This is a genomic window from Pseudomonas fluorescens (genome assembly GCF_019212185.1).
In the GTDB taxonomy this organism is placed as follows: domain Bacteria; phylum Pseudomonadota; class Gammaproteobacteria; order Pseudomonadales; family Pseudomonadaceae; genus Aquipseudomonas.
The window spans coordinates 735,308-757,320 of record NZ_CP078138.1 but is presented as its reverse complement, the minus strand read 5'-3'; the positions used below and the strand labels follow the sequence as shown (position 1 = coordinate 757,320).

Sequence of the window (22,013 nt, the reverse complement as noted above, 5' to 3'; positions counted from 1 at the left end):
CGTGCGACGCTTTACCCTGATCCTGAGGGAAGTACAGCACCAAAACCGGGCGACCGCCCAGTGGCAGGTGCAGGATTGCACGTAAATGTGGCGAGTGTCTGAACGAGCCTTCCCAGCACCTTGTGGGAGCCCGGGCTGCGCTCCGCTGCTTAAGATGGGGCCGGTCGCTTCACTGCATTTCCTGGAGGGATAAATGCAAAACGCCAACCCTGAGGTTGGCGTTTTGTTTAGCGTGGCACCACCGGCTTGCGGGCCGGCTTCGGTCCCTTGCCCTTGGCGGCGTCCTTGCGTTCCTTGGCCGCTTGCTGGTTGCGGGCGAACGCCGCAGCCTTGGCCTGTTCACGCTTGTCCCACGGATTGCCACCATCGCTGGCGCGCGGTGGCAACCCGGTGTGTTGGGTCAGGACCTTGGTGGTCTTCTCACCCGACACTTTGTGGCTACCTGCCGGCGTCGAGTTCTTGCGACGAGCGCTCTGGTAGCTGTCGGTGGACGGCTGGTGCAGCGGGATCAACTGATTCTTGCCCGGCCCGATCAAGTCAGCACGACCCATGCGGGTCAATGCTTCACGCAGCATCGGCCAGCCTTTAGGGTCGTGATAGCGCAAGAACGCCTTGTGCAGGCGGCGCTGCTCCTCGCTCTTGACGATGGTCACGCCGTCGCTCTTGTAGGTGACCTTGCGCAGCGGATTCTTGCCCGAGTGGTACATCGCGGTGGCGGTGGCCATTGGCGACGGGTAGAACGCCTGCACCTGGTCGGCACGGAAGCCGTTGCCCTTGAGCCACAGCGCCAGGTTCATCATGTCTTCGTCGGTGGTCCCCGGGTGGGCGGCGATGAAGTACGGAATCAGGTACTGCTCCTTGCCTGCTTCCTTGGTGTACTTCTCGAACATCCGCTTGAACCGGTCGTAGGTGCCGATCCCCGGTTTCATCATCTGGTTGAGCGGACCTTCCTCGGTGTGTTCCGGGGCGATCTTCAGGTAACCGCCGACGTGGTGGGTCACCAGCTCCTTGACGTACTCCGGCGACTCGACCGCGAGGTCGTAGCGCAGGCCGGAGGCGATCAGGATCTTCTTCACACCCGGCAAGGCACGGGCGCTGCGATACAGCTGGATCAGCGACGAGTGGTCGGTGTTCAGGTTCGGGCAGATGCCCGGGAACACGCACGATGGCTTGCGGCACGCGGATTCGATTTCCGGGGTCTTGCAGGCAATGCGGTACATGTTCGCGGTCGGGCCGCCAAGGTCGGAAATCACCCCGGTAAAACCCGGCACCTTGTCGCGAATCTCTTCGATCTCGCGAATGATCGACTCTTCGGAACGGTTCTGGATGATCCGGCCTTCGTGCTCGGTAATCGAGCAGAAGGTGCAGCCACCGAAGCAGCCGCGCATGATGTTCACCGAGAAGCGGATCATGTCGTAGGCCGGGATCTTCTCCTTGCCGTACGCCGGGTGCGGGACACGGGCGTAGGGCATGCCGAACACGTAGTCCATTTCTTCGGTGGTCATCGGAATCGGCGGCGGGTTGAACCAGACGTCGACTTCACCGTGCTTCTGCACCAATGCGCGGGCGTTGCCCGGGTTGGTTTCCAGGTGCAGCACGCGGTTGGCGTGAGCATAAAGCACTGCGTCGTTCCGGACTTTTTCCACCGACGGCAGGCGAATCACGGTCTTGTCGCGGGTCATCTTCGGGCTGGCCAGGATCTGCACGACCTTGGCTTCCTGAGGATCCTCAACCGGCCCCTTCTCCTGCTCGATGGCGCAGGCCTGGGTGTCCTGGGTGTTGACGTACGGGTTGATGATCTTGTCGATCTTGCCCGGACGGTCGATGCGCGTCGAGTCGACTTCGTACCAGTCTTTTGGCGTGTCGCGACGAATGAACGCGGTGCCGCGCACATCGGTGATGTCTTCGATCTTGTGCCCGTAGGACAGGCGCTGAGCCACTTCGACAATCGCCCGCTCGGCGTTGCCGTACAGCAGGATGTCAGCGCTGGCATCGATCAGGATCGAGTTACGCACCCGATCCTGCCAGTAGTCGTAGTGGGCAATGCGGCGCAGGGAAGCTTCAATGCCGCCAAGGACGATCGGCACATGCTTGTAGGCTTCCTTGCAGCGCTGGCTATACACCAGGCTCGCGCGATCCGGACGCTTGCCGGCCATGCCGCCAGGGGTATAGGCGTCGTCGGAACGAATTTTCTTGTCGGCGGTGTAGCGGTTGATCATCGAATCCATGTTGCCGGCCGCGACGCCGAAGAACAGGTTCGGCTCGCCGAGCTTCATGAAGTCGTCTTTTGACTGCCAGTTTGGCTGGGCAATGATCCCGACGCGGAAGCCCTGGGACTCCAGCAGCCGGCCGATGATGGCCATGCCGAACGATGGATGGTCGACGTAGGCATCACCGGTGACGATGATGATGTCGCATGAATCCCAGCCAAGCTGATCCATCTCCTCCCTGCTCATCGGCAGGAATGGCGCTGGACCGAAGCATTCGGCCCAGTACTTGGGATAGTCAAATAACGGCTTGGCTGTTTGCATGACGGTGACCGGTGTTGAGGTGAAAAATCGCGGGCGCGGAATATAGCACAAATTTTGACCAATTCCGACGGTGACGGTCGGAAATTACGGCGAACTCATCGCGGCGATCCGACTTGCCCACGAGGGGGCCCTTTCAGGCACTAGACAACTTATTCATCGTCATCAAAGTTATAGCTACCCGGCGCCAGGTTCTCAAAGCGCGTGTATTTGCCGATGAACGCCAACCGAACAAAGCCGATCGGGCCGTTCCGCTGCTTGCCGATGATGATTTCAGCAATGCCTTTGTGCTCGGTTTCCGGGTGATACACCTCGTCCCGGTACACGAACATGATCACGTCGGCGTCCTGCTCAATGGCTCCGGATTCACGCAAGTCGGAGTTGATCGGGCGCTTGTTCGGACGCTGCTCCAGGGAACGGTTGAGCTGCGACAGCGCCACCACCGGGCAGTTGAACTCTTTGGCCAGGGCTTTCAGGGATCGGGATATCTCGGAAATCTCGTTAGTCCGGTTATCGCCACCGGAGCCTGGGATCTGCATCAACTGCAGGTAGTCGATCATGATCAGACCGATCTCACCGTGCTCACGCGCCAGACGACGGGTTCGGGCGCGCATTTCCGAGGGGCTGATGCCGGCAGTATCGTCGATGAACAACTTGCGATCATTCAGCAGGTTGACCGCCGAGGTCAGGCGCGGCCAATCGTCGTCTTCCAGCTGGCCGGAACGGACCTTGGTCTGGTCGATACGCCCCAAGGAGGAGAGCATACGCATGATCAGCGATTCGCCTGGCATCTCCAGCGAGTAAACCAGAACAGCCTTATCGCTGCGCAACACGGCGTTTTCCACCAGGTTCATCGCAAAGGTGGTTTTACCCATCGATGGACGACCGGCGACGATGATCAAGTCTGCGGGCTGCAAGCCGCTGGTCTTCTCGTCGAGGTCGGTGTAACCGGTGGACAGGCCAGTAATCGCGTTGTCGGTGTTAAACAGGGTGTCGATGCGATCGATGGCTTTGGTCAACAGGTCGTTGACACCCACCGGGCCGCCGGTTTTCGGCCGGGCCTCGGCGATCTGGAAGATCTGCCGTTCAGCTTCATCGAGGATTTCTTCGGCCGTACGCCCTTCCGGGTTGAAGGCGCTGTCGGCGATCTCGTTGCTGATACCGATCAATTGGCGCAAGGTCGCACGTTGGCGAACGATCGCGGCGTAGGCCTTGATGTTGGCAACCGATGGCGTGTTTTTCGCCAGCTCGCCCAGGTAACCCAGGCCGCCGACTTGCGAGGTCTGCCCTTCCTTGTCCAATTGCTCGGCCAGGGTCACGACGTCGATCGGCATGTTCTGATCGGCCAGCTTGGCGATCGCACGGAAAATCAGGCGGTGGTCATGACGATAGAAATCACCGTCCGATACCTGATCGAGCACGCGTTCCCAGGCGTTGTTGTCCAGCATCAGACCACCGAGTACAGCCTGTTCGGCCTCGATGGAATGTGGCGGCACTTTCAGCGCGGCGGTTTGCAGATCGTATTGCTCAGGAGCGGAGATATCGTTCATGGCCACTTGGAATCAGATTGAGAAAATCAGGAACTGCAGAAAGACAAAGGGCACGACCTGAAAACAGGATCGTGCCCGATGTTACCGACAAGCACCCGAGGGTGCCAGCCGACAAGTACTGCTTAAGCTGCTACCACGACAACGCGTACGGTGGCTTCAACTTCAGCGTGCAGGTGCACAGCTACGTCGAATTCACCTACGTTGCGGATGGTGCCGTTCGGCAGACGAACTTCGCTTTTCGCAACTTCAACGCCAGAGGCGGTCAGCGCGTCAGCGATGTCGTGAGTACCGATCGAACCGAACAGCTTGCCTTCGTCACCAGCGGTGGCAGTGATAGTCACTTCCAGCTCGGCCAGTTGGGCAGCGCGGCTTTCAGCCGATGCTTTCTTGTCTGCTGCAGCTTTCTCCAGCTCAGCGCGACGCTCTTCGAACGCAGCCAGGTTGGCAGCGGTCGCAGCGGTAGCTTTGCCGTAAGGCAGCAGGTAGTTACGGCCGTAACCAGCCTTAACGTTCACTTTGTCGCCCAGGTTGCCCAGGTTGGCGACTTTTTCCAGAAGGATCAGTTGCATGTGGAAATCCTCTTAACTTTTAACCTTCACCGTTCGCGCTATCGACGTCTTTCGGCGTCAAACGACCGCGAAAATCAATCAGGCTGTCGACAATGGCCAGGACCACCAGCAACGGATAGATCAGCTGCATAAACAGCAACAGCGTTACGTACAACCCCACCAGCCAAAACTTGGCCAGTCGCTTTTCAGCCACCAGCCCATGAATCAGGGCCAGCCCGGCGAACACCAGCGGTACGCTGCACAACGGCGTCAGCATGGCCATCTGGGTACCGAAGTTCGGCCCCAGAAGCATGCACGCCAGCAGCAACATCGCTGGCCCCAGCGGGATTCGAATGGCGCGAAACTCGCGACCAAAACCACCGGGGTTGTACAACAACGCCTGCCAGTAGCGCCCGACAATCAGGCTCAGCACACTGACGATTTGCAGCAAGGCCGCTATCAGGCCGGTCAGGACCGGAGCAATCAGGGCGGCGAGACGCGCTCGCTCCTCTTCCGACAATTGTTGGTAGAGGTCACCAAGGGCCAGCGGCAGAATCTTTACCAGTTCCTGCGCCAGCATCTCGATGTGAGGGCGGTAAACCGCACCCAGCACCACTGAAAACACCACTCCCATCGCTACGCTGACCAGCAGCGTGCGGTTCCAGGACTCGCTTGCGCGCAAAACCAACGCAAGGCCCGACGATCCCAGCAGCACCATGAGCGCCCGTGGATCATCGGAATACAGCCACCAAATCAATGCTGGCAGCATTCCCAGAGCAAGAACGCCAGCGGCGTCCTTCAATCCGCGCCGCAGGAGCACCAGGCTCCCGGCGGCAGCACCCAACCAATACAACAACGGCAATGCTGCACATCCAGCCACTACCAGAGTGGCCTGCATACGGCCGCGCATGATGAACTCAGCTATGGCACGCATGCATTCAATCCTTTGCTACGTATCGACTGCCCGGTCTCAGCGGCCGTGGCTGTCGGTGTAGGCCAGCAGGGCCAGGAAGCGGGCGCGCTTGATAGCGGTGGCCAGCTGACGCTGATAACGAGCTTTGGTACCGGTGATGCGGCTTGGAACGATTTTGCCGGTCTCGGATACGTAGGCTTTCAGAGTGTTGAGATCTTTGTAATCGATCTCTTTCACGTCTTCAGCGGTGAAGCGGCAGAATTTACGACGACGGAAGAAACGTGCCATTTGATAGGCTCCTTAAAAGGTCCGTGGATTACTCGTCAGCGTTATCGCTGTTGTCGCTGTCATCACTATCAGCGCTTTCAGCGCCTTCGTGCTCAGGACGGTCGCGACGCTCACGGCGCTCACTGCGGTTTTCTTCAGCCTTGAGCATCTCGGATTGGCCGGTAACGGCTTCTTCGCGACGGATGACCAGGTTACGGATCACTGCATCGTTGTAGCGGAAGTTGTCTTCCAGCTCGGCCAGGGCCTTGCCAGTGCACTCAACGTTCAGCATCACGTAGTGAGCCTTGTGAACATTGTTGATTGCGTAGGCCAGTTGGCGACGGCCCCAATCTTCCAGACGGTGGATTTTGCCGCCGTCTTCTTCGATCAGCTTGGTGTAACGCTCAACCATGCCGCCGACTTGCTCGCTTTGATCCGGGTGGACCAAAAAGATGATTTCGTAATGACGCATGAATGCTCCTTACGGGTTGTAGCCTGCCGCTCAAAAGCGGTCAGACAAGGAGTGAATGACACTTATGGACTTGCCGGCGATGGACACATGCGTGCCTGCCGTCACAGCAAGGGGCGCAATTGTAGAGAAGGGGCGGGAGAGGTGCAAGGTAATTGGTGAATATTTGAGCAGCCTGCAATATGCAATTCCCTTGCAGGAGCGCCGCCCGGGCTGCTCCTACAGGGGGCGCGCGACCAAATCAGGACTTTTTGGCTGCAGCCTTGGCTTTTGCACCGCGCTGACGCTGAGCCTCGAACAGGCACACACCCGTTGCCACGGATACGTTCAGACTGCTGACGCTACCCGCCATCGGCAGGTTGACCAGATAGTCGCAATGCTCGCGCGTCAGACGGCGCATGCCTTTGCCTTCAGCGCCCATGATCAGGATGGTCGGGCCGGTCAGGTCCTGGTCATAAATACTGACCTCGGCCTCGCCTGCTGTGCCGACAACCCACAGGCCGCGCTGCTGCAGTTTCTCCAGGGAGCGCGCGAGGTTGGTCACAGCCACCAACGGAATGACTTCCGCTGCGCCACAAGCGACTTTTCGTACAACCGGAGTCAAGGTAGCCGACTTGTCCTTCGGCACGATGACCGCTAGCGCACCGGCCGCATCGGCCGAACGCAGGCAGGCGCCGAGGTTGTGCGGATCCGTCACACCGTCGAGCACCAGCAACAGCGGCGCGCCTTCGGTGCGATCCAGCAATTCATCAAGCATTGCCTCGCCCCAGACCTGGCTCGGGCTGACTTCAGCCACCACGCCCTGGTGCACGCCTTCGACCCAGGCGTCCATTTCACGGCGCTCGGCCTGGCCCACCGCGACGCGGTTTTCGCCGGCCAGCTCGACCAGGGTCTGCACCCGCGGATCGCTACGGCCTTCGGCCAACCAGATCTGCTTCACACGTTTCGGGTGATGACGCAGCAATGCTTCCACGGCATGCACGCCGTAGATTTTTTCCAACTGACTCATGACTTGGCCTTAGGTTTACGTGCCCCGCCGCTCTTGGCTGGAGCGGAGCCCGCCTTTGGCGGACCCTTGCGGTGTTTGGTCGGCTTGCTGGCGCCAGACTTTTCAGTGGTCGAACGCCCGGACTTACCACCGGCCGCTGCTTTGCCACTGCTTTTTGCTTCGGCGAGCAAGGCCTGCTTCATTTCCCGGCTTTTGCGCACTTCGGCGTTTTTCGCCGCAGCATCGCTTGGACGGTAGGCATCCGAGGCCTTTTCCTTGGCTGGGCCGCGACGACCGCCTCGCTCTGGCGCAGGTTCTGCTGCCGTTTTGGCTGCCGGCGCAGTGGTCTCGGCGCCACGTTTTTTGCGACCGATCGGTGCGCTAATGGTTTTTTCTGCCATCTCGAAGTCGATCTTGCGCTCGTCGAGGTCGACACGCATGACCCGCACTTCAACGGTATCGCCAAGACGGAAGCTGCGACCGGTACGCTCACCCGCCAGACGGTGATGCACAGGATCGAAGTGGTAGTAGTCGCCCGGCAAGGCGGTGACGTGAACCAGACCTTCGACGTAGATATCGGTCAGTTCAACGAACAGGCCAAAACCGGTCACCGCGGTGATCACACCAGGGAACGACTCACCCACGCGATCCTTCATGAACTCGCACTTGAGCCAGTTCACCACGTCACGAGTGGCTTCGTCGGCACGGCGTTCACTCATCGAGCACTGCTCGCCGAGTTGCTCCAGCGTCGCCTCGTCGTACGGATAGATGCGCGCTTTCGGAATGGTCATCGCGCCAGCACGTTTGACGTGCGGGGTGTCCATTTTCGAGTGTATGACACTGCGAATCGCCCGATGCGTGAGCAGGTCCGGGTAACGGCGAATCGGTGAGGTGAAGTGGGTATAGGCTTCGTAGTTCAGGCCAAAGTGGCCCTGGTTATCAGCGCTATACACCGCCTGGCTCAGGGAGCGCAGCATCACGGTCTGGATCAGATGGAAGTCCGGACGATCCTTGATGCTGGCCAGCAGAGCCTGGTAGTCCTTCGGCGATGGGCCGTCCTTGCCTTTGTGCAGGGACAGGCCGAGCTCGCCAAGGAAGGCGCGCAGTTTTTCCAGACGCTCCGGCGGCGGACCATCATGGACCCGATACAGCGCAGGGATTTCGTGCTTTTTCAGGAATTCGGCAGTGGCCACGTTGGCCGCCAGCATGCACTCCTCGATCAGCTTGTGGGCATCGTTACGCACGGTCGGCCGAATTTCGGCAATTTTGCGCTCGGAGCCGAAGATGATCCGGGTTTCCTGGGTTTCGAAATCGATCGCACCGCGTACGTGACGGGCGCCCAGCAACACCTTGTACAGCGAGTAAAGCTGCTTGAGGTGCGGCACTACGTCGGTGTACTCGCCACGCAATTGGCGAGCCTGGGTGGTTTTCGGCTGCTCGAGCATGGCGCTGACCTTGTTGTAGGTCAGGCGTGCGTGAGAGTGGATAACCGCTTCATAGAAGCAGTAGTCGGTCATTTCGCCGGATTTGGAGATGGTCATCTCGCAGACCATGGCCAGGCGATCGACATGTGGGTTCAGCGAGCACAGGCCGTTGGACAACTGCTCAGGCAGCATCGGTATCACACGCTCGGGGAAGTACACCGAGTTGCCGCGCACCTGGGATTCCGCATCCAGCGCTGAACCGATCTTCACGTAACTGGAAACGTCGGCAATCGCCACGTACAACTTCCAGCCGCCGGAGAACAGGCGCAGCTTGCCTGGCTTGGACTCGCAGTACACCGCGTCATCGAAGTCGCGGGCATCTTCGCCGTCGATGGTGACGAACGGCAGATGGCGCAGGTCGATGCGCTTCTCTTTGTCCTTCTCTTCAACTTCCGGCTTGAGCTTGGCCGCTTCCTTAAGCACTGCCTCAGGCCAGACGTGGGGAATATCGTAGGTGCGCAGGGCAACGTCGATTTCCATGCCCGGCGCCATGTAGTTACCCACGACCTCGACCACATCGCCTTGCGGCTGGAAGCGCGGTGTTGGCCAGTGAGTGATCTTCACCTCGACGAACTGGCCGATCTGGGCGCTGGCATTTCGACCCGGGGTCACCAACACTTCCTGCTGGATCTTCGGGTTGTCGGCAACGACGAAACCAATGCCACCTTCTTCGAAATAACGACCGACGATGGTTTCGTGGGCACGCGATACCACTTCGACAATCACACCTTCACGGCGACCGCGACGGTCCAGGCCGGAAACCCGCGCCAGGGCACGGTCACCATCGAACACCAGGCGCATTTGCGCCGGGCTCATGAACAGGTCGTCACTGCCGTCATCCGGGACCAGGAAGCCGAAACCGTCACGGTGACCGCTGATGCGGCCCAGGATCAGGTCGAGCTTGTCCACGGGTGCGTAGGTACCACGGCGGGTGTAGATCAGTTGAGCGTCGCGCTCCATGGCGCGCAATCGGCGGCGCAGGGCTTCGATCTGGTCTTCGGTGGTCAGACCAAACTCTTCGACTAGCTGCTCGCGAGCAGCAGGCGAACCACGATCAGCCAGGTGCTGAAGGATCAGTTCGCGGCTAGGGATAGGGTTTTCATATTTTTCCGCTTCACGAGCGGCCTCGGGATCGAGGGACTGCCAATCGGCCATTAGAGAGTTTTCACCTTGTCTATATGCGGGTTAGTTTGGCATACGCGTATTGAAACGGGAAATTTCGGGCTATAGAAGCCGTTAAAAGCCCCTTCCCACCTCAGACGCATGCACCGCCTGGCACCATTTAGCAAAATTTACCTGTTTTTTTGATGACAGGGGTTTACAGTTAGTTTGTCGCTCCGTATAGTGCGCGCCATCGACGACGGACAACGTTGCCGATGCTGCCCAGATGGTGAAATTGGTAGACACGCCAGCTTCAGGTGCTGGTGACCTTACGGTCGTGGAAGTTCGAGTCTTCTTCTGGGCACCAATTTCGAGCTTGAGATTAGTTCAATTTCAAGGCTCACACAAAAACCCGCGAAAGCGGGTTTTTGCATTTTCAGCCTCTGATAAATATTTATCAAATCAGGGGTTTACAGATCAAACAGTGCTCCGTATAGTTCGCCACATCAACAGCGGCAACGTTGCTGATACTGCCCAGATGGTGAAATTGGTAGACACGCCAGCTTCAGGTGCTGGTGACCTTACGGTCGTGGAAGTTCGAGTCTTCTTCTGGGCACCAATTTCAAATTCAAGGTTACGATCTTGAATCTCACAAAAACCCGCGAAAGCGGGTTTTTGCGTTTCCGCCCTCCTGAAAATACCCGCCCTTGCAGGAGCGGTCGCCCGCGAAGAACGTCAACGATAACGCGTACATCCTGAATGCCAGTGGCGCTCTCGGGTTCTTCGCGAGCAAGCTCGCTCCTACAACAAGCAGTGCCACCACGCAAGGCGCACTTGAGAAACAATATCGTTTATCATTGTTGCAAGTTTTTGCAATGCGACAGTGAGGAACCCTGCGAATGATGTTTCGAAATACCCTGCGCCGCGGCCTGACCATCACGCTGCTGGGGCTGACCCTGGCCTCCCCGCTTACCCAGGCCGCCGATCCGGTTTCCCTGACGCTCTACAACGGTCAGCACAAGGAAGTCGGCGACGCCGTCGCCAAAGCCTTCGAAGCCAAGACCGGAATCCACGTCAACGTTCGCAAGGGCAGCAGCAACCAGCTCGCCAGCCAGATCGTCGAAGAAGGCGACCGCTCCCCCGCCGACGTGATTTACACCGAAGAATCCCCACCCTTGAACAAACTCGGCGAACAGGGCCTTCTGGCCAAGGCCGACGACGCCACCCTCGCGGTGCTGCCCAAGGACTACGTGGCCAGCAACGGCACCTGGATCGGTGTGACCGCCCGAGTCCGTGTCGTCGCCTTCAACCCGAAACTGATCGATGAAAAAGACCTGCCCAAGTCAGTGATGGAATTTTCCGATCCACAATGGCAAGGCAAAGTCGGTTTTGTCCCTACCAGCGGCGCGTTTCAGGAGCAAGCCGTAGCAATCATCAAGCTGCACGGCAGGGAGGCCGCCGAGGAATGGCTGACTGGCCTGCGCGCATTCGGCAAGACCTACAGCAACAACATGGTGGCGCTGAAGGCCGTGGAAAACGGCGAAGTGGCCACGGTGCTGGTCAACAACTACTACTGGTTCGCCCTGCAACGGGAGAAAGGCCAACTCGACTCCAAGCTGCACTATTTCACCGGTGGCGACGTCGGCGGCCTGATCACCGTATCCAGCGCTGCCGTGCTCAAGTCCAGCAAGCATCCCCAAGAGGCCCAACAACTGCTCGCCTACATGGCCAGCGAAGAAGGCCAGCGGGTGATTACCCAGACCACTGCCGAGTACCCGCTGCACAAAGGCATGGAATCGGATCGCGGACTCAAGCCATTCAGCGAGCTGGAAGCGCCGAAAGTCACGCCGGCCGACCTTGGCAACGCCGAAGAAGCCCTGGAGCTGGAACGTGAAGTTGGCTTGAACTGATGAGCGCATTGCTGCCCGCCTCCGCCTCGCGCCCAGGCTTTGTCCCCGGGCGCAAAAGACCTTCGATCTGGCTGCTATTGCCGGTACTGCTATTGGTCTGCCTGAGCCTCTTGCCGCTGCTGTACGTTGGCCTCAAGGCCTGGCAGGCGGGCTGGGAGGAGGCGGTGCACCTGTTATGGCGGCCGTACGTGCTCGGCCTGCTGCGCAACACCCTGCTACTGATGCTCGGTGTCACCATCGCCAGCGCATTGATCGGCCTGTCACTGGCCTGGCTGCTGGAGCGCAGCAATCTGCCCGGCCGGCGTCTGTGGGGCGTGATCCTGTGCCTGCCGTTCGCCGTTCCGGCCTTCGTCAGCAGCTTTACCTGGGTGTCCCTGAGTGCCAGCTTCGAAGGCCTGGGCGGGGCGATACTGGTGATGACCCTGTCCAAGTACCCGCTGATTTTCCTGCCGGTGGCGGCCACCCTGCGCAATCTCGACCCAGCCCTTGAAGAATCGGCGCGCACCCTCGGTCTGAACCGCTGGGGCGTGTTTTTCAAAATCACCCTGCCATTGCTCTGGCCCTCGCTGCTGGCCGGCGCCTTGCTAATTGCCCTGCACATGCTGGTGGAATTCGGCGCCCTGTCGATCATCGGCCTGCAAACCTTCACCACAGCGATCTACCAACAGTTCGAGCTGGAATTCAGCAACGCCAACGCCGCGATGCTCTCTGCCGTGCTGCTGGCGCTGTGCCTGATGCTGTTGTGGCTGGAGTTGCGGGTGCGCGGCAAGGGGCGCCATGTGCGAATCGGCCAGGGCGCGGCACGGCACGCGGAGCAGGTTCGACTGGGTGCCTGGGCGCCATTGGGACAGCTCTACTGCCTACTATTGACGGTCATCGGCAGCGGCATCCCCTTGGGCATGCTGGTGTACTGGCTGGCGGTCGGCTCCTCAGCGGCATTCCCTGTGGCAGCCATTGGCGAGGCGCTGCTGTCTTCGCTGGCGCTGTCCCTGGGCGGCGCCGCGCTGTGCCTGGTGCTGGCGGTGCCGGTCGGCCTGTTGGTGGTGCGCTACAAGGGACGCCTGGCACTCTGGGCAGAACGCTTGCCCTATCTGCTGCACGCCCTGCCCGGCCTAGTGATCGCCCTGACCCTGGTGTACTTCGCCCTGCACTATGTGCCGGCGCTGTACCAGACCTCGGCCCTGCTGCTGATTGCCTACGCGCTGCTGTTCCTGCCCCTGGCCCAGGCACCGATCCGCACCGCCCTGAACAAGGCCGCGCCGCAACTGGAAGAAGCCGCCCGTACCCTCGGCGCCTCATCGTTTACCGCGTTTGTCCGGATAACATTGCCGATTATCTTTCCAGCGCTCGGCGCAGCCTTTGCTCTGGTGTTTCTCGATGCGATGAAGGAGCTGACAGCCACCCTGCTGTTGAGCCCGACCGGTCTCAACACTCTGGCGACCGAAGTCTGGGCGCATACCGCCAATGTCGAATTCGCGGCAGCGGCGCCCTATGCAGCGCTGTTGATTCTGGTATCCGGGTTGCCGGTGTATCTACTGACGACGCGGATGTATTTGAGCCGCTGAAATCGCCTTCGCGGGCGGCGAAAGGGTCGGCACTCACAACCGATCAAGCCCTGAACTGGCCCAGGCTCGCTTTCAACTGCGCTGCCAGACCGTCCAGCACCTTGCCGCTGGCGGTGGTCTGCTCCACCGCCTGGGCAGCCTTCTCGGCCTGGGCATGGATGGTCTGCACCCGCCCACGCACTGCTTGCGCGCCTTTGGCCTGGTGCTCTGCCGCCTGAGTAGCCAAACCGATGGCCGCATGCACCTGCTCGACGGACGCCTGGACTGACTGTTGCAGCCGCGCACTGTCGCGCAACACCAGCAGGCCTTCGCTAGCCTGGCGCCCGGCCTGACCAATGGCCGCCACTGCCTCGCGAGCGCCCTGCTGCAGCGCACCGATATGCGCCTGAATGTCGCCGGTGGAACTTTGCGTCTTGCTCGCCAGCGCGCGAACCTCATCCGCCACTACCGCGAACCCACGTCCGGTCTCACCGGCCCGCGCCGCTTCGATGGCGGCGTTGAGCGCCAGCAGGTTAGTCTGCTCGGCGATCCCATGGATCACCTCTAGCACCACCTCGATCTGCTCGCTCTGCTGCGCCAAGCGCTCGATCACCTTGGCCCCGGTGTCTACCTGCCCGGCCAGAGCTTCGATCAGGCTCCCCACCTGTGCAGAAGTGCGGGTGTTTTCATCAGTGGCCTGGCGAATGTCCACCACTTGCTGCAAGGCCGCCTGCATGGCCTGGCTTTCAGCCTGTGCTTCGTCAGCCATTCGCGACAACGCCTGAAGGCTTTGCGCGACTTCATCACGCTGGGTTTGCGCCGCTGCGTCAGCCCCGGCATTGCGCTGGGTCAGCGCACCGATTTCGACTCCGGTACGCAGGGCCACATCACCCGCCTCCCGCACGATGGGCTGCAACTTGTCGACAAAGCGATTGACCGCCGACGCCATGTCACCGATCTCGTCCTTGCTGTTGATTTGCACGCGCTTGGTCAGGTCGCCCTCACCTGCCGCCAGATCATCCATCGCCACGATCAGCAACTTCAGACGATTGACCACCCGCCGCCCGAGCACCACAGCCAGCAGCAGCAACACCCCGCAGCCCACCAGTGCCAGCGCCAGGCCGATCCGCCAGCGCAAGGTCGCAGCAGCCTCCTGCACGGTACTGGCGGTATTGGCCTTCATTTCAGTTGCCGTCGATTGCGCCGACTGCAGACGGGAACGCATGGCGGTAGCGCTATCAGCCGCAGCGCCCTTGAGGCTATCGCCGACCAGTTGATCGCTACTGGCGATTAACGCCGAGAAGCGCTTGTCGAGCGCCACCAGGTCAGCCTCCACGGACGCCGTGGACACTCCCATCAAGACCTTGCCGATTTCCACGCCATTGGGATTGATCGATGCCTCGACGTAATACACCGAAGGATCGTTTTTCGCCGCATCCAGCACCTTGTCCAGCGCCCGCTCGCCCCGGCCCTTTTCCAAAAGGGCCTTATTGATCGGATTTTCGCGATTGAGGTAGCGCGTCAGATGCTGACCAGTGGCGTCGTCGTACACCACAAACAGCACGTTGGGATTGCGCTGGGCGCGGCGGGCGAATTCGGACAGGGTCGGAACGTCGTTGTCCCACATGGCCCTGGGTGCAACCGATGCCAGGAGTTGCGCCATGTCATTGGCAGAGTCCTTGAGGTCCTTTTCCAGCGTGGCACGCAGTTGCGCCTGCTCGTCTTCCAGTCGCGAGGACAAACCGGTTGTCAGGCGTTGTCGAGTGCTGGTTGAGAGGCTGTCGAGGCTTGAGGTGACTTCACGCCCGGCCTGCTCCAATTCGCCAGACAGCTTCTGGCTATCAGCGCCAAGGCGCGATGCCAGATCCGCCTCCAGGGCCGTCACGGTGCTCCGGGTAAGGGCGACAGCCACCACGACCTGCACCAAAAGGGCGATACCAAGGGTAACGAACACGGGCCGCAATAGACGGCTTTGTAACAGTGAGAGAACGGCAGACACGGTAAATCCCCCTGCTTCGGTGCTATTAAACTGACAGCACTCGCGAAGAGATAAACACAGCAAAGGTCATGCCGCCCGGCAGGCAGAAACGACAAAGGGCCCTTTGAAGGGCCCTTTGTTTTTTACATCAACAACTTATCAAGCGAACGGGTGACGCAGAACGATGGTTTCGATGCGGTCAGGACCTGTCGAAATAATGTCGATCGGCGCGCCGATCAGCTCTTCGACACGCTTAATGTAAGCACGGGCGTTGGCTGGCAGCTCTTCCAGGGTCTTGGCGCCCACGGTCGATTCGGTCCAACCCGGCACTTCTTCGTACACCGGCTGCAGGCCGACATAGCTGTCAGCGTCAGTCGGGGCAACGGCATTGCCTTCTGCGTCTTTATAGCCGACGCAGATGTTGATGGTTTCCAGACCGTCGAGCACGTCCAGCTTGGTCAGGCAGATGCCCGAGATGCTGTTCACATCGATAGCGCGACGCAGGATAACGGCGTCGAACCAGCCGCAACGACGGGCGCGGCCAGTGGTTGCACCGAACTCGTGACCTTGCTTGGCCAGGTGCGCACCGACGTCATCGAACAGCTCAGTCGGGAATGGACCCGAGCCTACACGGGTGGTGTAAGCCTTGGTGATACCCAGGATGTAGTCCAGGAACATCGGACCAACGCCCGAACCGGTAGCAACGCCGCCAGCCGTGGTGTTGGAGCTGGTCACGTACGGGTAGGTGCCGTGGTCGATGTCCAGCAGGGAACCCTGGGCGCCTTCGAACATGATGTCTTTGCCAGCACGACGCAGGTCGTGCAGCTCGGCGGTCACGTCCAGCATCAGCGGCTTGAGCAGCTCAGCGTATTGCTTGCACTCGGCCAAGGTCTTGTCGAACTCGATGGCCGGCTCTTTGTAGTAACCCACCAGCATGAAGTTGTGGTAATCCACCAGCTCACGCAGTTTGTCTTCAAAGCGCGGCATGTTGAGCAGGTCGCCCACACGCAGGCCACGACGCGCAACCTTATCTTCGTAAGCCGGGCCGATGCCGCGACCGGTAGTACCGATCTTCAGCTCGCCACGGGCCTTCTCACGCGCCTGGTCCAGCGCAACGTGGAAGGACAGGATCAGCGGGCAGGACGGGCTGATACGCAGGCGCTCACGCACCGGTACGCCTTTCTCTTCCAGCTTGGTGATCTCGCGCAGCAGGGCGTCAGGTGCAACCACCACGCCATTGCCGATCAGGCACTGCACGCCTTCGCGCAGCACGCCCGACGGGATCAGGTGCAAGACGGTTTTTTCGCCGTCGATCACCAGTGTGTGGCCAGCGTTGTGGCCACCTTGGTAGCGCACTACGGCGGCAGCATGTTCGGTCAGCAGATCAACGATCTTGCCTTTGCCCTCATCACCCCATTGGGTGCCCAGGACTACGACATTCTTACCCATAACACTTGTCCTCATTCGCGCAAACTTGGTGCCGGCCACGGCCGGCAGGAAAACTCAAGAGGCCAGTGGCGATACTTGCCAAAGCCCGTTCTGCTGGATCAATTGCCGGTCGCAGTCCGCATCACGGGCGGCGGCCAAAGGCTGCCCAGGCAAGGCCTGGACAACACGCTGACCCTCACTGCGCAACTGGCAAACCTGCTGCCAGAGTGCCGCATCCGTACTGTCAGGCATCCAGATACCGCCAGACGGTAGCTCGATCTCAGCACGCCCCAGGGTCACCAGGGTTTTCAAATCGGTGGAGAAGCCGGTTGCCGGACGGGCACGACCGAAGTCGGCGCCGATGTCATCGTAACGACCGCCCTGGGCAATGGACTGGCCAACGCCCGGGACGAACACGGCGAACACCACACCGGTGTGGTAGTGGTAGCCGCGCAGCTCGCCCAGATCGAAGTACAGCGGCAGCTCGGGGAAGCGCACGGACAGACGCTCGGCAATCGCCAGCAAATCATCCAGAGCGGCGATGACCGGCGCCGGCGCATGGGCCAGGCGCTCACGGGCTGCAACCAGCACTTCGCGACCGCCACACAGTTCGACCAGCGAGCGCAGCATGCCTGCCAGACCAGCCGGCAAGCCTTCGGTCAGGGTAATGACCTCGTCGATGGCCTTGCGTTGCAGGGCATCGAACAACTGCTGTTCGACTTCACCGGACAAGCCAGCCGCACGAGCCAGGCCACGATAGATGCCGACATGCCCAAGGTCCATGTGCACGTCCGGCACATCGGCCAGTTGCAGCATGGCCAGCATCAGGCTGATCACCTCGACGTCGCTGCTAGGACTGGCATCGCCGTACAACTCGGCGCCCAGCTGGATCGGGCTGCGCGAGGTCGACAAGGCACGCGGCTGCGCATGCAGCACGCTACCGGCATAGCACAGGCGGCTCGGGCCTTCACGACGCAAGGTGTGCGCATCGATGCGCGCCACTTGCGGCGTGATGTCGGCACGGAAGCCCATCTGCCGACCCGATTGCGGGTCGATGACCTTGAAGGTGCGCAGATCGAGGTCCTGGCCTGCGCCAGTGAGCAAGGATTCCAGGTACTCGATATGGGGAGTCACGACAAACTCGTAACCCCAGCTCTGGAACAGATCCAACACCTGGCGACGCGCTACTTCAATGCGCGCCGCCTCCGGTGGCAGTACTTCTTCGATGCCATCTGGCAGCAGCCAGCGGTCTACCGTTGCCATTACGCCATTCCCCTTTGATGCGGGCGGCCAACCCTAGGGCGAGCCTTGAGTGAAGCAGAAAATGGTCGGGGCGTTCAAAACACACGCGCAAGAACGACGCAGCGACACGCCGGTTTCCGGCCTCGCCAACCACTTTCCTCGAAAAACTGTCGGGCCATTCAACCCGATGTTCTGCAGCAAAAACAACAATCAAACGTGCAGACGCAAAAAAGCCGGGAATTTCCCGGCTGCCGCATCATACACACGTTTTCCCAAAGGATCACCCCACCCGATGCTTTAGCCGCCGGGCGGAGTGATTCAGGTCAACGTCGTATCAAGGCTTGGCCTTTTCCAGGTAACGGAAGAAGTCGCTGCTTGGGTCGAGGACCATGACGTCGGATTTGTTCGCGAAGCTTTCACGGTAGGCGCGCAGGCTACGGTAGAAGCCGTAGAACTCCTGGTCCTGGCCGTAGGCCTTGGAGTAGATCGCTGCAGCCTGGGCGTCACCATCACCGCGAACCTCTTCGGATTCACGATAGGCTTCAGCCAACAGTACGCGGCGCTGACGATCAGCGTCAGCACGAATGCCTTCTGCCAGCTCGTTACCCTTGGCGCGGTGCTCGCGAGCCTCACGCTCACGCTCGGTGCTCATACGCTCGAACACGCTGCGGTTCACTTCTTTCGGCAGATCGATGGCCTTGACCCGAACATCGACGACTTCGATGCCCAGCTCTTTTTCCGCCATCTTGTTCAGCGAAGCGGTGATATCCGCCATCAGCGCATCACGCTCGCCAGACACCACTTCGTGCAGGGTGCGCTTACCGAACTGGTCGCGCAGGCCCGACTCCAGACGGCGCGACAAACGCTCGTCAGCAATCTGCTTGAGGCCGGAAGTCGCGGTGTAGAAGCGCTCGGCATCTTTCACTCGCCACTTGGCATAGGCATCGACCATGACCGCTTTCTTTTCCAGCGTCAGGAAGCGCTGTGTCGGTGCGTCCAGTGTCATCAGGCGTGCGTCAAATTTACGCACCTGGTTAACGTAGGGCACTTTCACATGCAGTCCCGGCTGGACATCAGCCTGGACCACTCGACCGAACTGCAGCAACACCGCGCGCTCGGTCTGAGCCACGATGTAGAAGCAGTTCCAGGCAGCGATCGCCACGACGACGCCAACAATAAGGGCGATCAGCGATTTATTGCTCATCAGCGACTCTCCCTGGTACGTGCTTGCTGTTGCTGCAGATCGGCTGCGGCACGCGTATTCGCTTCATTGCTGCTGGCTGCGGTATTGGTCGCCGGAGCGCTGGTGCTGCGGCCACTGTCGATCATCTTGTCCAGCGGCAAGTAGAGCAGATTGCTCTGGCCATTCTTGTTGCCGGTCACGAGGACTTTGCTGGTGTTGCTGAAGACTTCCTGCATGGTGTCCAGGTACAGACGCTCACGGGTCACTTCAGGGGCCTTGCGGTATTCGGCGACCAGTTTGGTAAAGCGGTCAGCCTCACCCTTGGCGCGGGAAACCGTTTCATCGCGGTAGCCGTTGGCATCTTCGATGATGCGCTGGGCCTGACCACGGGCTTCCGGCACAACACCGTTGGCGTAGGTTTCAGCCTGGTTGCGCGAACGCTGCTCGTCTTCACGGGCGCGGATCACATCATCGAAGGCTTCCTGGACTTCACGCGGTGCCGCTGCGCTCTGAACGTTGACCTGGGTGACGGTGATACCGGTGCGGTAGGTATCGAGGAAGCGCTGCAGACGCTCCTTGATCTCGCCGGCCATTTGCTCACGACCTTCGGTCAGCACCTGATCCATGGCGGTCGAACCCACCACATGACGCAAGGCACTGTCGGTCGCGTGCTGCAGGCTGATTTCCGGCTGGTCGACGTTCAGCACGAAGTCCTGCAGGTTGCTGATCTTGTACTGCACGGTCAGCGGCACTTCGACGATGTTCTCGTCTTCAGTCAGCATTTGACCCTGCTTGGTGTAGGCACGCTCACGCGTGACGTTTTCCATGTACTTCTTGTCGATCGGCGGCAGGTAGATGTTCAGGCCCGGGCCAACGGTCTCGTAGTACTTGCCGAAGCGCAGCACCACGGCTTGCTCCTGCTCGTCGACGACGTAGACCGCGCTGTACAGCCAGACAGCTGCCAACACGACAAGGCCCAAGCCGAGCAGGCCGTAACCGCCGCCCTTGCCTGACTTGCCGCCGTCATCACCACCACGTTTGTTGCCACTACCGAACAACCCATTCAGGCTTTCCTGCAGCTTTCGGAAGGCCTCGTCGAGATCTGGTGGACCCTTGCGATCGCCGTTATTACGGCGCTTGCCACCCCAGGGATCCTGATTATTCGAGTTGCCACCCGGCTCATTCCAAGCCATAGCGCTCTCCATCTGATAAAGCAAAGACGCACCCACGGCGCGCCGACCAATGCTACAGAATGCCTGTCACAGCGGCACAACCGCTTTTTCAGGCTTTTATTGCAAAGTGTGTTGCTCGATGAATTCCAGCGGCTGCATTCCCTCGCGGCTCACCAGTCGATTGAGTTCGACTCGTGGCAAACGAACGGCCAGCAAACAAGTGCCTTCTTCGTCGTGTTCTTCTTTCTGTACGGCACCCAGCTCAAAGAACTGTGCACGCAGTCGAGCAAAACGCTGCGGCAAGCGCAAGGTGCCGACAAACAAATCGCCACCCAGCAACTCGGCTATTGCCTGCTCCAGCAGTTCCAGACCTCTACCGTCCCGCGCCGAAAGCCATACCCGCTGGGGCTTGCCGTTCTCGTCGCGCTGGATTTGCGGCTCAACGCCATCAAGCAAATCGAGTTTGTTATAGACCTCGAGGATCGGCAAGTCCTGGGCACCAATCTCGCCCAGTACCACCATGACCTGCTCGATCTGCAACATCCGATCAGGCTCGGCCGCATCGATCACGTGCAGCAGTAGGTCGGAGTTGCTCGACTCTTCGAGCGTAGACCGAAATGCCTCGACCAGCTTGTGCGGCAGATGACGAATGAAACCCACGGTATCTGCCAGCACAATCGGCCCCAGGTCGTCCAGTTCCAGACGGCGCAGGGTCGGGTCAAGGGTGGCAAACAGCTGGTCGGCAGCGTACACGTCCGACTTGGTCACGTTGTTGAACAACGTGGATTTACCGGCGTTGGTATAGCCCACCAGGGACACGGTTGGGACATCCGCGCGCGTACGGCCACGTCGCGATTGCTCGCGCTGGCTGCGCACCTTTTCCAGACGACCTTTGATCTGACGCAGGCGAACCCGCAGCAGGCGACGGTCGGTTTCGAGCTGGGTCTCACCCGGGCCGCGCATGCCGATACCACCACCTTGACGCTCAAGGTGGGTCCAGCCGCGAACCAGGCGCGTGCTCATGTGGTCAAGCTGGGCCAGTTCGACCTGCAGCTTGCCTTCATGGGTACGGGCGCGTTGGGCGAAAATATCGAGAATCAGACCGGTGCGGTCGATCACGCGACACTCGAACACACGTTCGAGGTTACGTTCCTGACTGGGCGTGAGGATGTGATTGAAGATCACCAGATCGGCTTCTTCGGTACGGACCAGGTCGCGCAGTTCCTCGACCTTGCCGCTGCCAATCAGAAATTTGGCGGTTGGCCGATGACGCGGCACGCTAAAAAACGCGACGGTCTCGGCGCCAGCCGAATTTGCCAGTTCCTGAAACTCCTGCGGATCTTCGCGCGCCTCAGGGTCCTGTCCATCCAAGTGAACGAGGATTACCCGTTCACCACCACCGTGGCGCTCAAAGAACAAAGGAGACTCCTATCAGGCGTTACCTGGCTCAGCGTCACCCTGTTCGGATTCGGATGCGCTTGGCAGACGAATTGGACGAACCGGTACCACTGTCGAGATAGCGTGTTTGTAAACCATCTGGCTGACGGTGTTCTTCAGCAGGATGACGAACTGGTCGAAGGATTCGATCGTACCTTGCAGCTTGATCCCGTTGACCAGATAGATGGAAACCCCAACTTTCTCTTTACGTAAAGTATTCAAGTAAGGGTCTTGTAGCGAATGCCCTTTTGACATGTGTCGCACTCCTTTA

17 protein-coding genes and 2 tRNA genes are annotated in these 22,013 nt (G+C 60.0%); 4 read left to right on the top strand and 15 right to left on the bottom strand.

Annotated elements, in window-relative coordinates; translation table 11 throughout:
- Window positions 1–227 precede the first annotated feature (227 nt).
- The 8 genes from KW062_RS03255 to rnr all read right to left on the bottom strand — a co-directional run bounded on the left by KW062_RS03255 (window position 228) and on the right by rnr (window position 9,902).
- Window positions 228–2,531 (bottom strand): YgiQ family radical SAM protein, encoded by a 2,304-nt coding sequence (locus KW062_RS03255; protein WP_027617544.1) that lies wholly within the window; start codon window positions 2,529–2,531, stop codon window positions 228–230.
- 149 nt (window positions 2,532–2,680) lie between these two features.
- Window positions 2,681–4,078, bottom strand: coding sequence for a replicative DNA helicase (gene dnaB / locus KW062_RS03250; protein WP_027617543.1), 1,398 nt, complete (start codon window positions 4,076–4,078; stop codon window positions 2,681–2,683).
- Window positions 4,079–4,200: 122 nt separating this feature from the next.
- Window positions 4,201–4,647, bottom strand: a complete 447-nt coding sequence (rplI, locus tag KW062_RS03245) for a 50S ribosomal protein L9 (protein WP_027617542.1) — start codon at window positions 4,645–4,647, stop codon at window positions 4,201–4,203.
- 19 nt (window positions 4,648–4,666) lie between these two features.
- On the bottom strand, window positions 4,667–5,560 hold the full coding sequence (locus KW062_RS03240) for a hypothetical protein (RefSeq protein WP_027617541.1): 894 nt from the start codon (window positions 5,558–5,560) through the stop codon (window positions 4,667–4,669).
- 36 nt (window positions 5,561–5,596) lie between these two features.
- Window positions 5,597–5,827, bottom strand: coding sequence for a 30S ribosomal protein S18 (rpsR, locus tag KW062_RS03235; RefSeq protein WP_002551829.1), 231 nt, complete (start codon window positions 5,825–5,827; stop codon window positions 5,597–5,599).
- A 28-nt stretch (window positions 5,828–5,855) separates the two neighbouring features.
- A complete protein-coding gene (gene rpsF / locus KW062_RS03230) occupies window positions 5,856–6,278 on the bottom strand; it encodes a 30S ribosomal protein S6 (RefSeq protein WP_003217491.1) in 423 nt (140 codons plus the stop codon).
- 238 nt (window positions 6,279–6,516) lie between these two features.
- Window positions 6,517–7,284: a 23S rRNA (guanosine(2251)-2'-O)-methyltransferase RlmB gene (gene rlmB / locus KW062_RS03225; protein WP_027617540.1), complete on the bottom strand. Its 768-nt coding sequence runs from the start codon at window positions 7,282–7,284 to the stop codon at window positions 6,517–6,519.
- Window positions 7,281–9,902 carry a ribonuclease R gene (rnr, locus tag KW062_RS03220; RefSeq protein WP_027617539.1) on the bottom strand — a complete coding sequence of 874 codons (2,622 nt, stop codon included), beginning with the start codon at window positions 9,900–9,902 and terminating at the stop codon, window positions 7,281–7,283. Before rnr ends, rlmB begins: the two co-directional genes overlap by 4 nt.
- 226 nt (window positions 9,903–10,128) lie before the next feature.
- Here rnr and KW062_RS03215 point away from each other — a divergent pair.
- From KW062_RS03215 to KW062_RS03200, 4 genes are all read left to right on the top strand, one after another.
- Window positions 10,129–10,215: transfer RNA gene (locus KW062_RS03215), tRNA-Leu, on the top strand.
- 165 nt (window positions 10,216–10,380) lie between these two features.
- Window positions 10,381–10,467 (top strand) — tRNA-Leu (locus KW062_RS03210).
- A gap of 280 nt (window positions 10,468–10,747) precedes the next feature.
- Window positions 10,748–11,758 (top strand): extracellular solute-binding protein, encoded by a 1,011-nt coding sequence (locus tag KW062_RS03205; protein WP_027617538.1) that lies wholly within the window; start codon window positions 10,748–10,750, stop codon window positions 11,756–11,758.
- Window positions 11,758–13,323, top strand: a complete 1,566-nt coding sequence (locus KW062_RS03200) for an ABC transporter permease (RefSeq protein ID WP_105754005.1) — start codon at window positions 11,758–11,760, stop codon at window positions 13,321–13,323. The genes KW062_RS03205 and KW062_RS03200 overlap by 1 nt, the downstream gene beginning before the upstream one ends.
- Window positions 13,324–13,366: 43 nt before the next feature.
- Here the strand turns inward: KW062_RS03200 and KW062_RS03195 are convergent, their stop codons facing one another.
- The 7 genes from KW062_RS03195 to hfq all read right to left on the bottom strand — a co-directional run bounded on the left by KW062_RS03195 (window position 13,367) and on the right by hfq (window position 21,997).
- On the bottom strand, window positions 13,367–15,301 hold the full coding sequence (locus tag KW062_RS03195; protein ID WP_105754006.1) for a methyl-accepting chemotaxis protein: 1,935 nt from the start codon (window positions 15,299–15,301) through the stop codon (window positions 13,367–13,369).
- Between the two features lie 138 nt (window positions 15,302–15,439).
- Window positions 15,440–16,729 carry an adenylosuccinate synthase gene (locus KW062_RS03190; RefSeq protein WP_027617535.1) on the bottom strand — a complete coding sequence of 430 codons (1,290 nt, stop codon included), beginning with the start codon at window positions 16,727–16,729 and terminating at the stop codon, window positions 15,440–15,442.
- 54 nt (window positions 16,730–16,783) lie between these two features.
- Window positions 16,784–17,971, bottom strand: a complete 1,188-nt coding sequence (locus tag KW062_RS03185; RefSeq protein WP_027617534.1) for an ATP phosphoribosyltransferase regulatory subunit — start codon at window positions 17,969–17,971, stop codon at window positions 16,784–16,786.
- Between the two features lie 313 nt (window positions 17,972–18,284).
- Complete coding sequence (gene hflC, locus KW062_RS03180; RefSeq protein WP_027617533.1) at window positions 18,285–19,154, bottom strand: protease modulator HflC; 870 nt, start codon at window positions 19,152–19,154, stop codon at window positions 18,285–18,287.
- A complete protein-coding gene (gene hflK / locus KW062_RS03175) occupies window positions 19,154–20,326 on the bottom strand; it encodes an FtsH protease activity modulator HflK (protein WP_105754007.1) in 1,173 nt (390 codons plus the stop codon). Before hflK ends, hflC begins: the two co-directional genes overlap by 1 nt.
- 96 nt (window positions 20,327–20,422) lie before the next feature.
- Window positions 20,423–21,724, bottom strand: coding sequence for a ribosome rescue GTPase HflX (gene hflX, locus KW062_RS03170; protein WP_105754008.1), 1,302 nt, complete (start codon window positions 21,722–21,724; stop codon window positions 20,423–20,425).
- A gap of 12 nt (window positions 21,725–21,736) precedes the next feature.
- The gene (gene hfq, locus KW062_RS03165) at window positions 21,737–21,997 is read right to left on the bottom strand and encodes an RNA chaperone Hfq (RefSeq protein ID WP_007921378.1); all 261 of its coding nucleotides are present in this window, start codon (window positions 21,995–21,997) and stop codon (window positions 21,737–21,739) included.
- Between the last annotated feature and the right edge of the window lie 16 nt (window positions 21,998–22,013).

What these genes read in the sequence shown, in the direction of transcription:
- KW062_RS03255 (WP_027617544.1), bottom strand. Translation starts at nt 2,531, where the DNA reads ATGCAAACAGCCAAGCCGTTATTTGACTATCCCAAGTACTGGGCCGAA.
- dnaB (WP_027617543.1), bottom strand. Translation starts at nt 4,078, where the DNA reads ATGAACGATATCTCCGCTCCTGAGCAATACGATCTGCAAACCGCCGCG.
- rplI (WP_027617542.1), bottom strand. Translation starts at nt 4,647, where the DNA reads ATGCAACTGATCCTTCTGGAAAAAGTCGCCAACCTGGGCAACCTGGGC.
- KW062_RS03240 (WP_027617541.1), bottom strand. Translation starts at nt 5,560, where the DNA reads ATGCGTGCCATAGCTGAGTTCATCATGCGCGGCCGTATGCAGGCCACT.
- rpsR (WP_002551829.1), bottom strand. Translation starts at nt 5,827, where the DNA reads ATGGCACGTTTCTTCCGTCGTCGTAAATTCTGCCGCTTCACCGCTGAA.
- rpsF (WP_003217491.1), bottom strand. Translation starts at nt 6,278, where the DNA reads ATGCGTCATTACGAAATCATCTTTTTGGTCCACCCGGATCAAAGCGAG.
- rlmB (WP_027617540.1), bottom strand. Translation starts at nt 7,284, where the DNA reads ATGAGTCAGTTGGAAAAAATCTACGGCGTGCATGCCGTGGAAGCATTG.
- rnr (WP_027617539.1), bottom strand. Translation starts at nt 9,902, where the DNA reads ATGGCCGATTGGCAGTCCCTCGATCCCGAGGCCGCTCGTGAAGCGGAA.
- KW062_RS03205 (WP_027617538.1), top strand. Translation starts at nt 10,748, where the DNA reads ATGATGTTTCGAAATACCCTGCGCCGCGGCCTGACCATCACGCTGCTG.
- KW062_RS03200 (WP_105754005.1), top strand. Translation starts at nt 11,758, where the DNA reads ATGAGCGCATTGCTGCCCGCCTCCGCCTCGCGCCCAGGCTTTGTCCCC.
- KW062_RS03190 (WP_027617535.1), bottom strand. Translation starts at nt 16,729, where the DNA reads ATGGGTAAGAATGTCGTAGTCCTGGGCACCCAATGGGGTGATGAGGGC.
- KW062_RS03185 (WP_027617534.1), bottom strand. Translation starts at nt 17,971, where the DNA reads ATGGCAACGGTAGACCGCTGGCTGCTGCCAGATGGCATCGAAGAAGTA.
- hflC (WP_027617533.1), bottom strand. Translation starts at nt 19,154, where the DNA reads ATGAGCAATAAATCGCTGATCGCCCTTATTGTTGGCGTCGTCGTGGCG.
- hflK (WP_105754007.1), bottom strand. Translation starts at nt 20,326, where the DNA reads ATGGCTTGGAATGAGCCGGGTGGCAACTCGAATAATCAGGATCCCTGG.
- hfq (WP_007921378.1), bottom strand. Translation starts at nt 21,997, where the DNA reads ATGTCAAAAGGGCATTCGCTACAAGACCCTTACTTGAATACTTTACGT.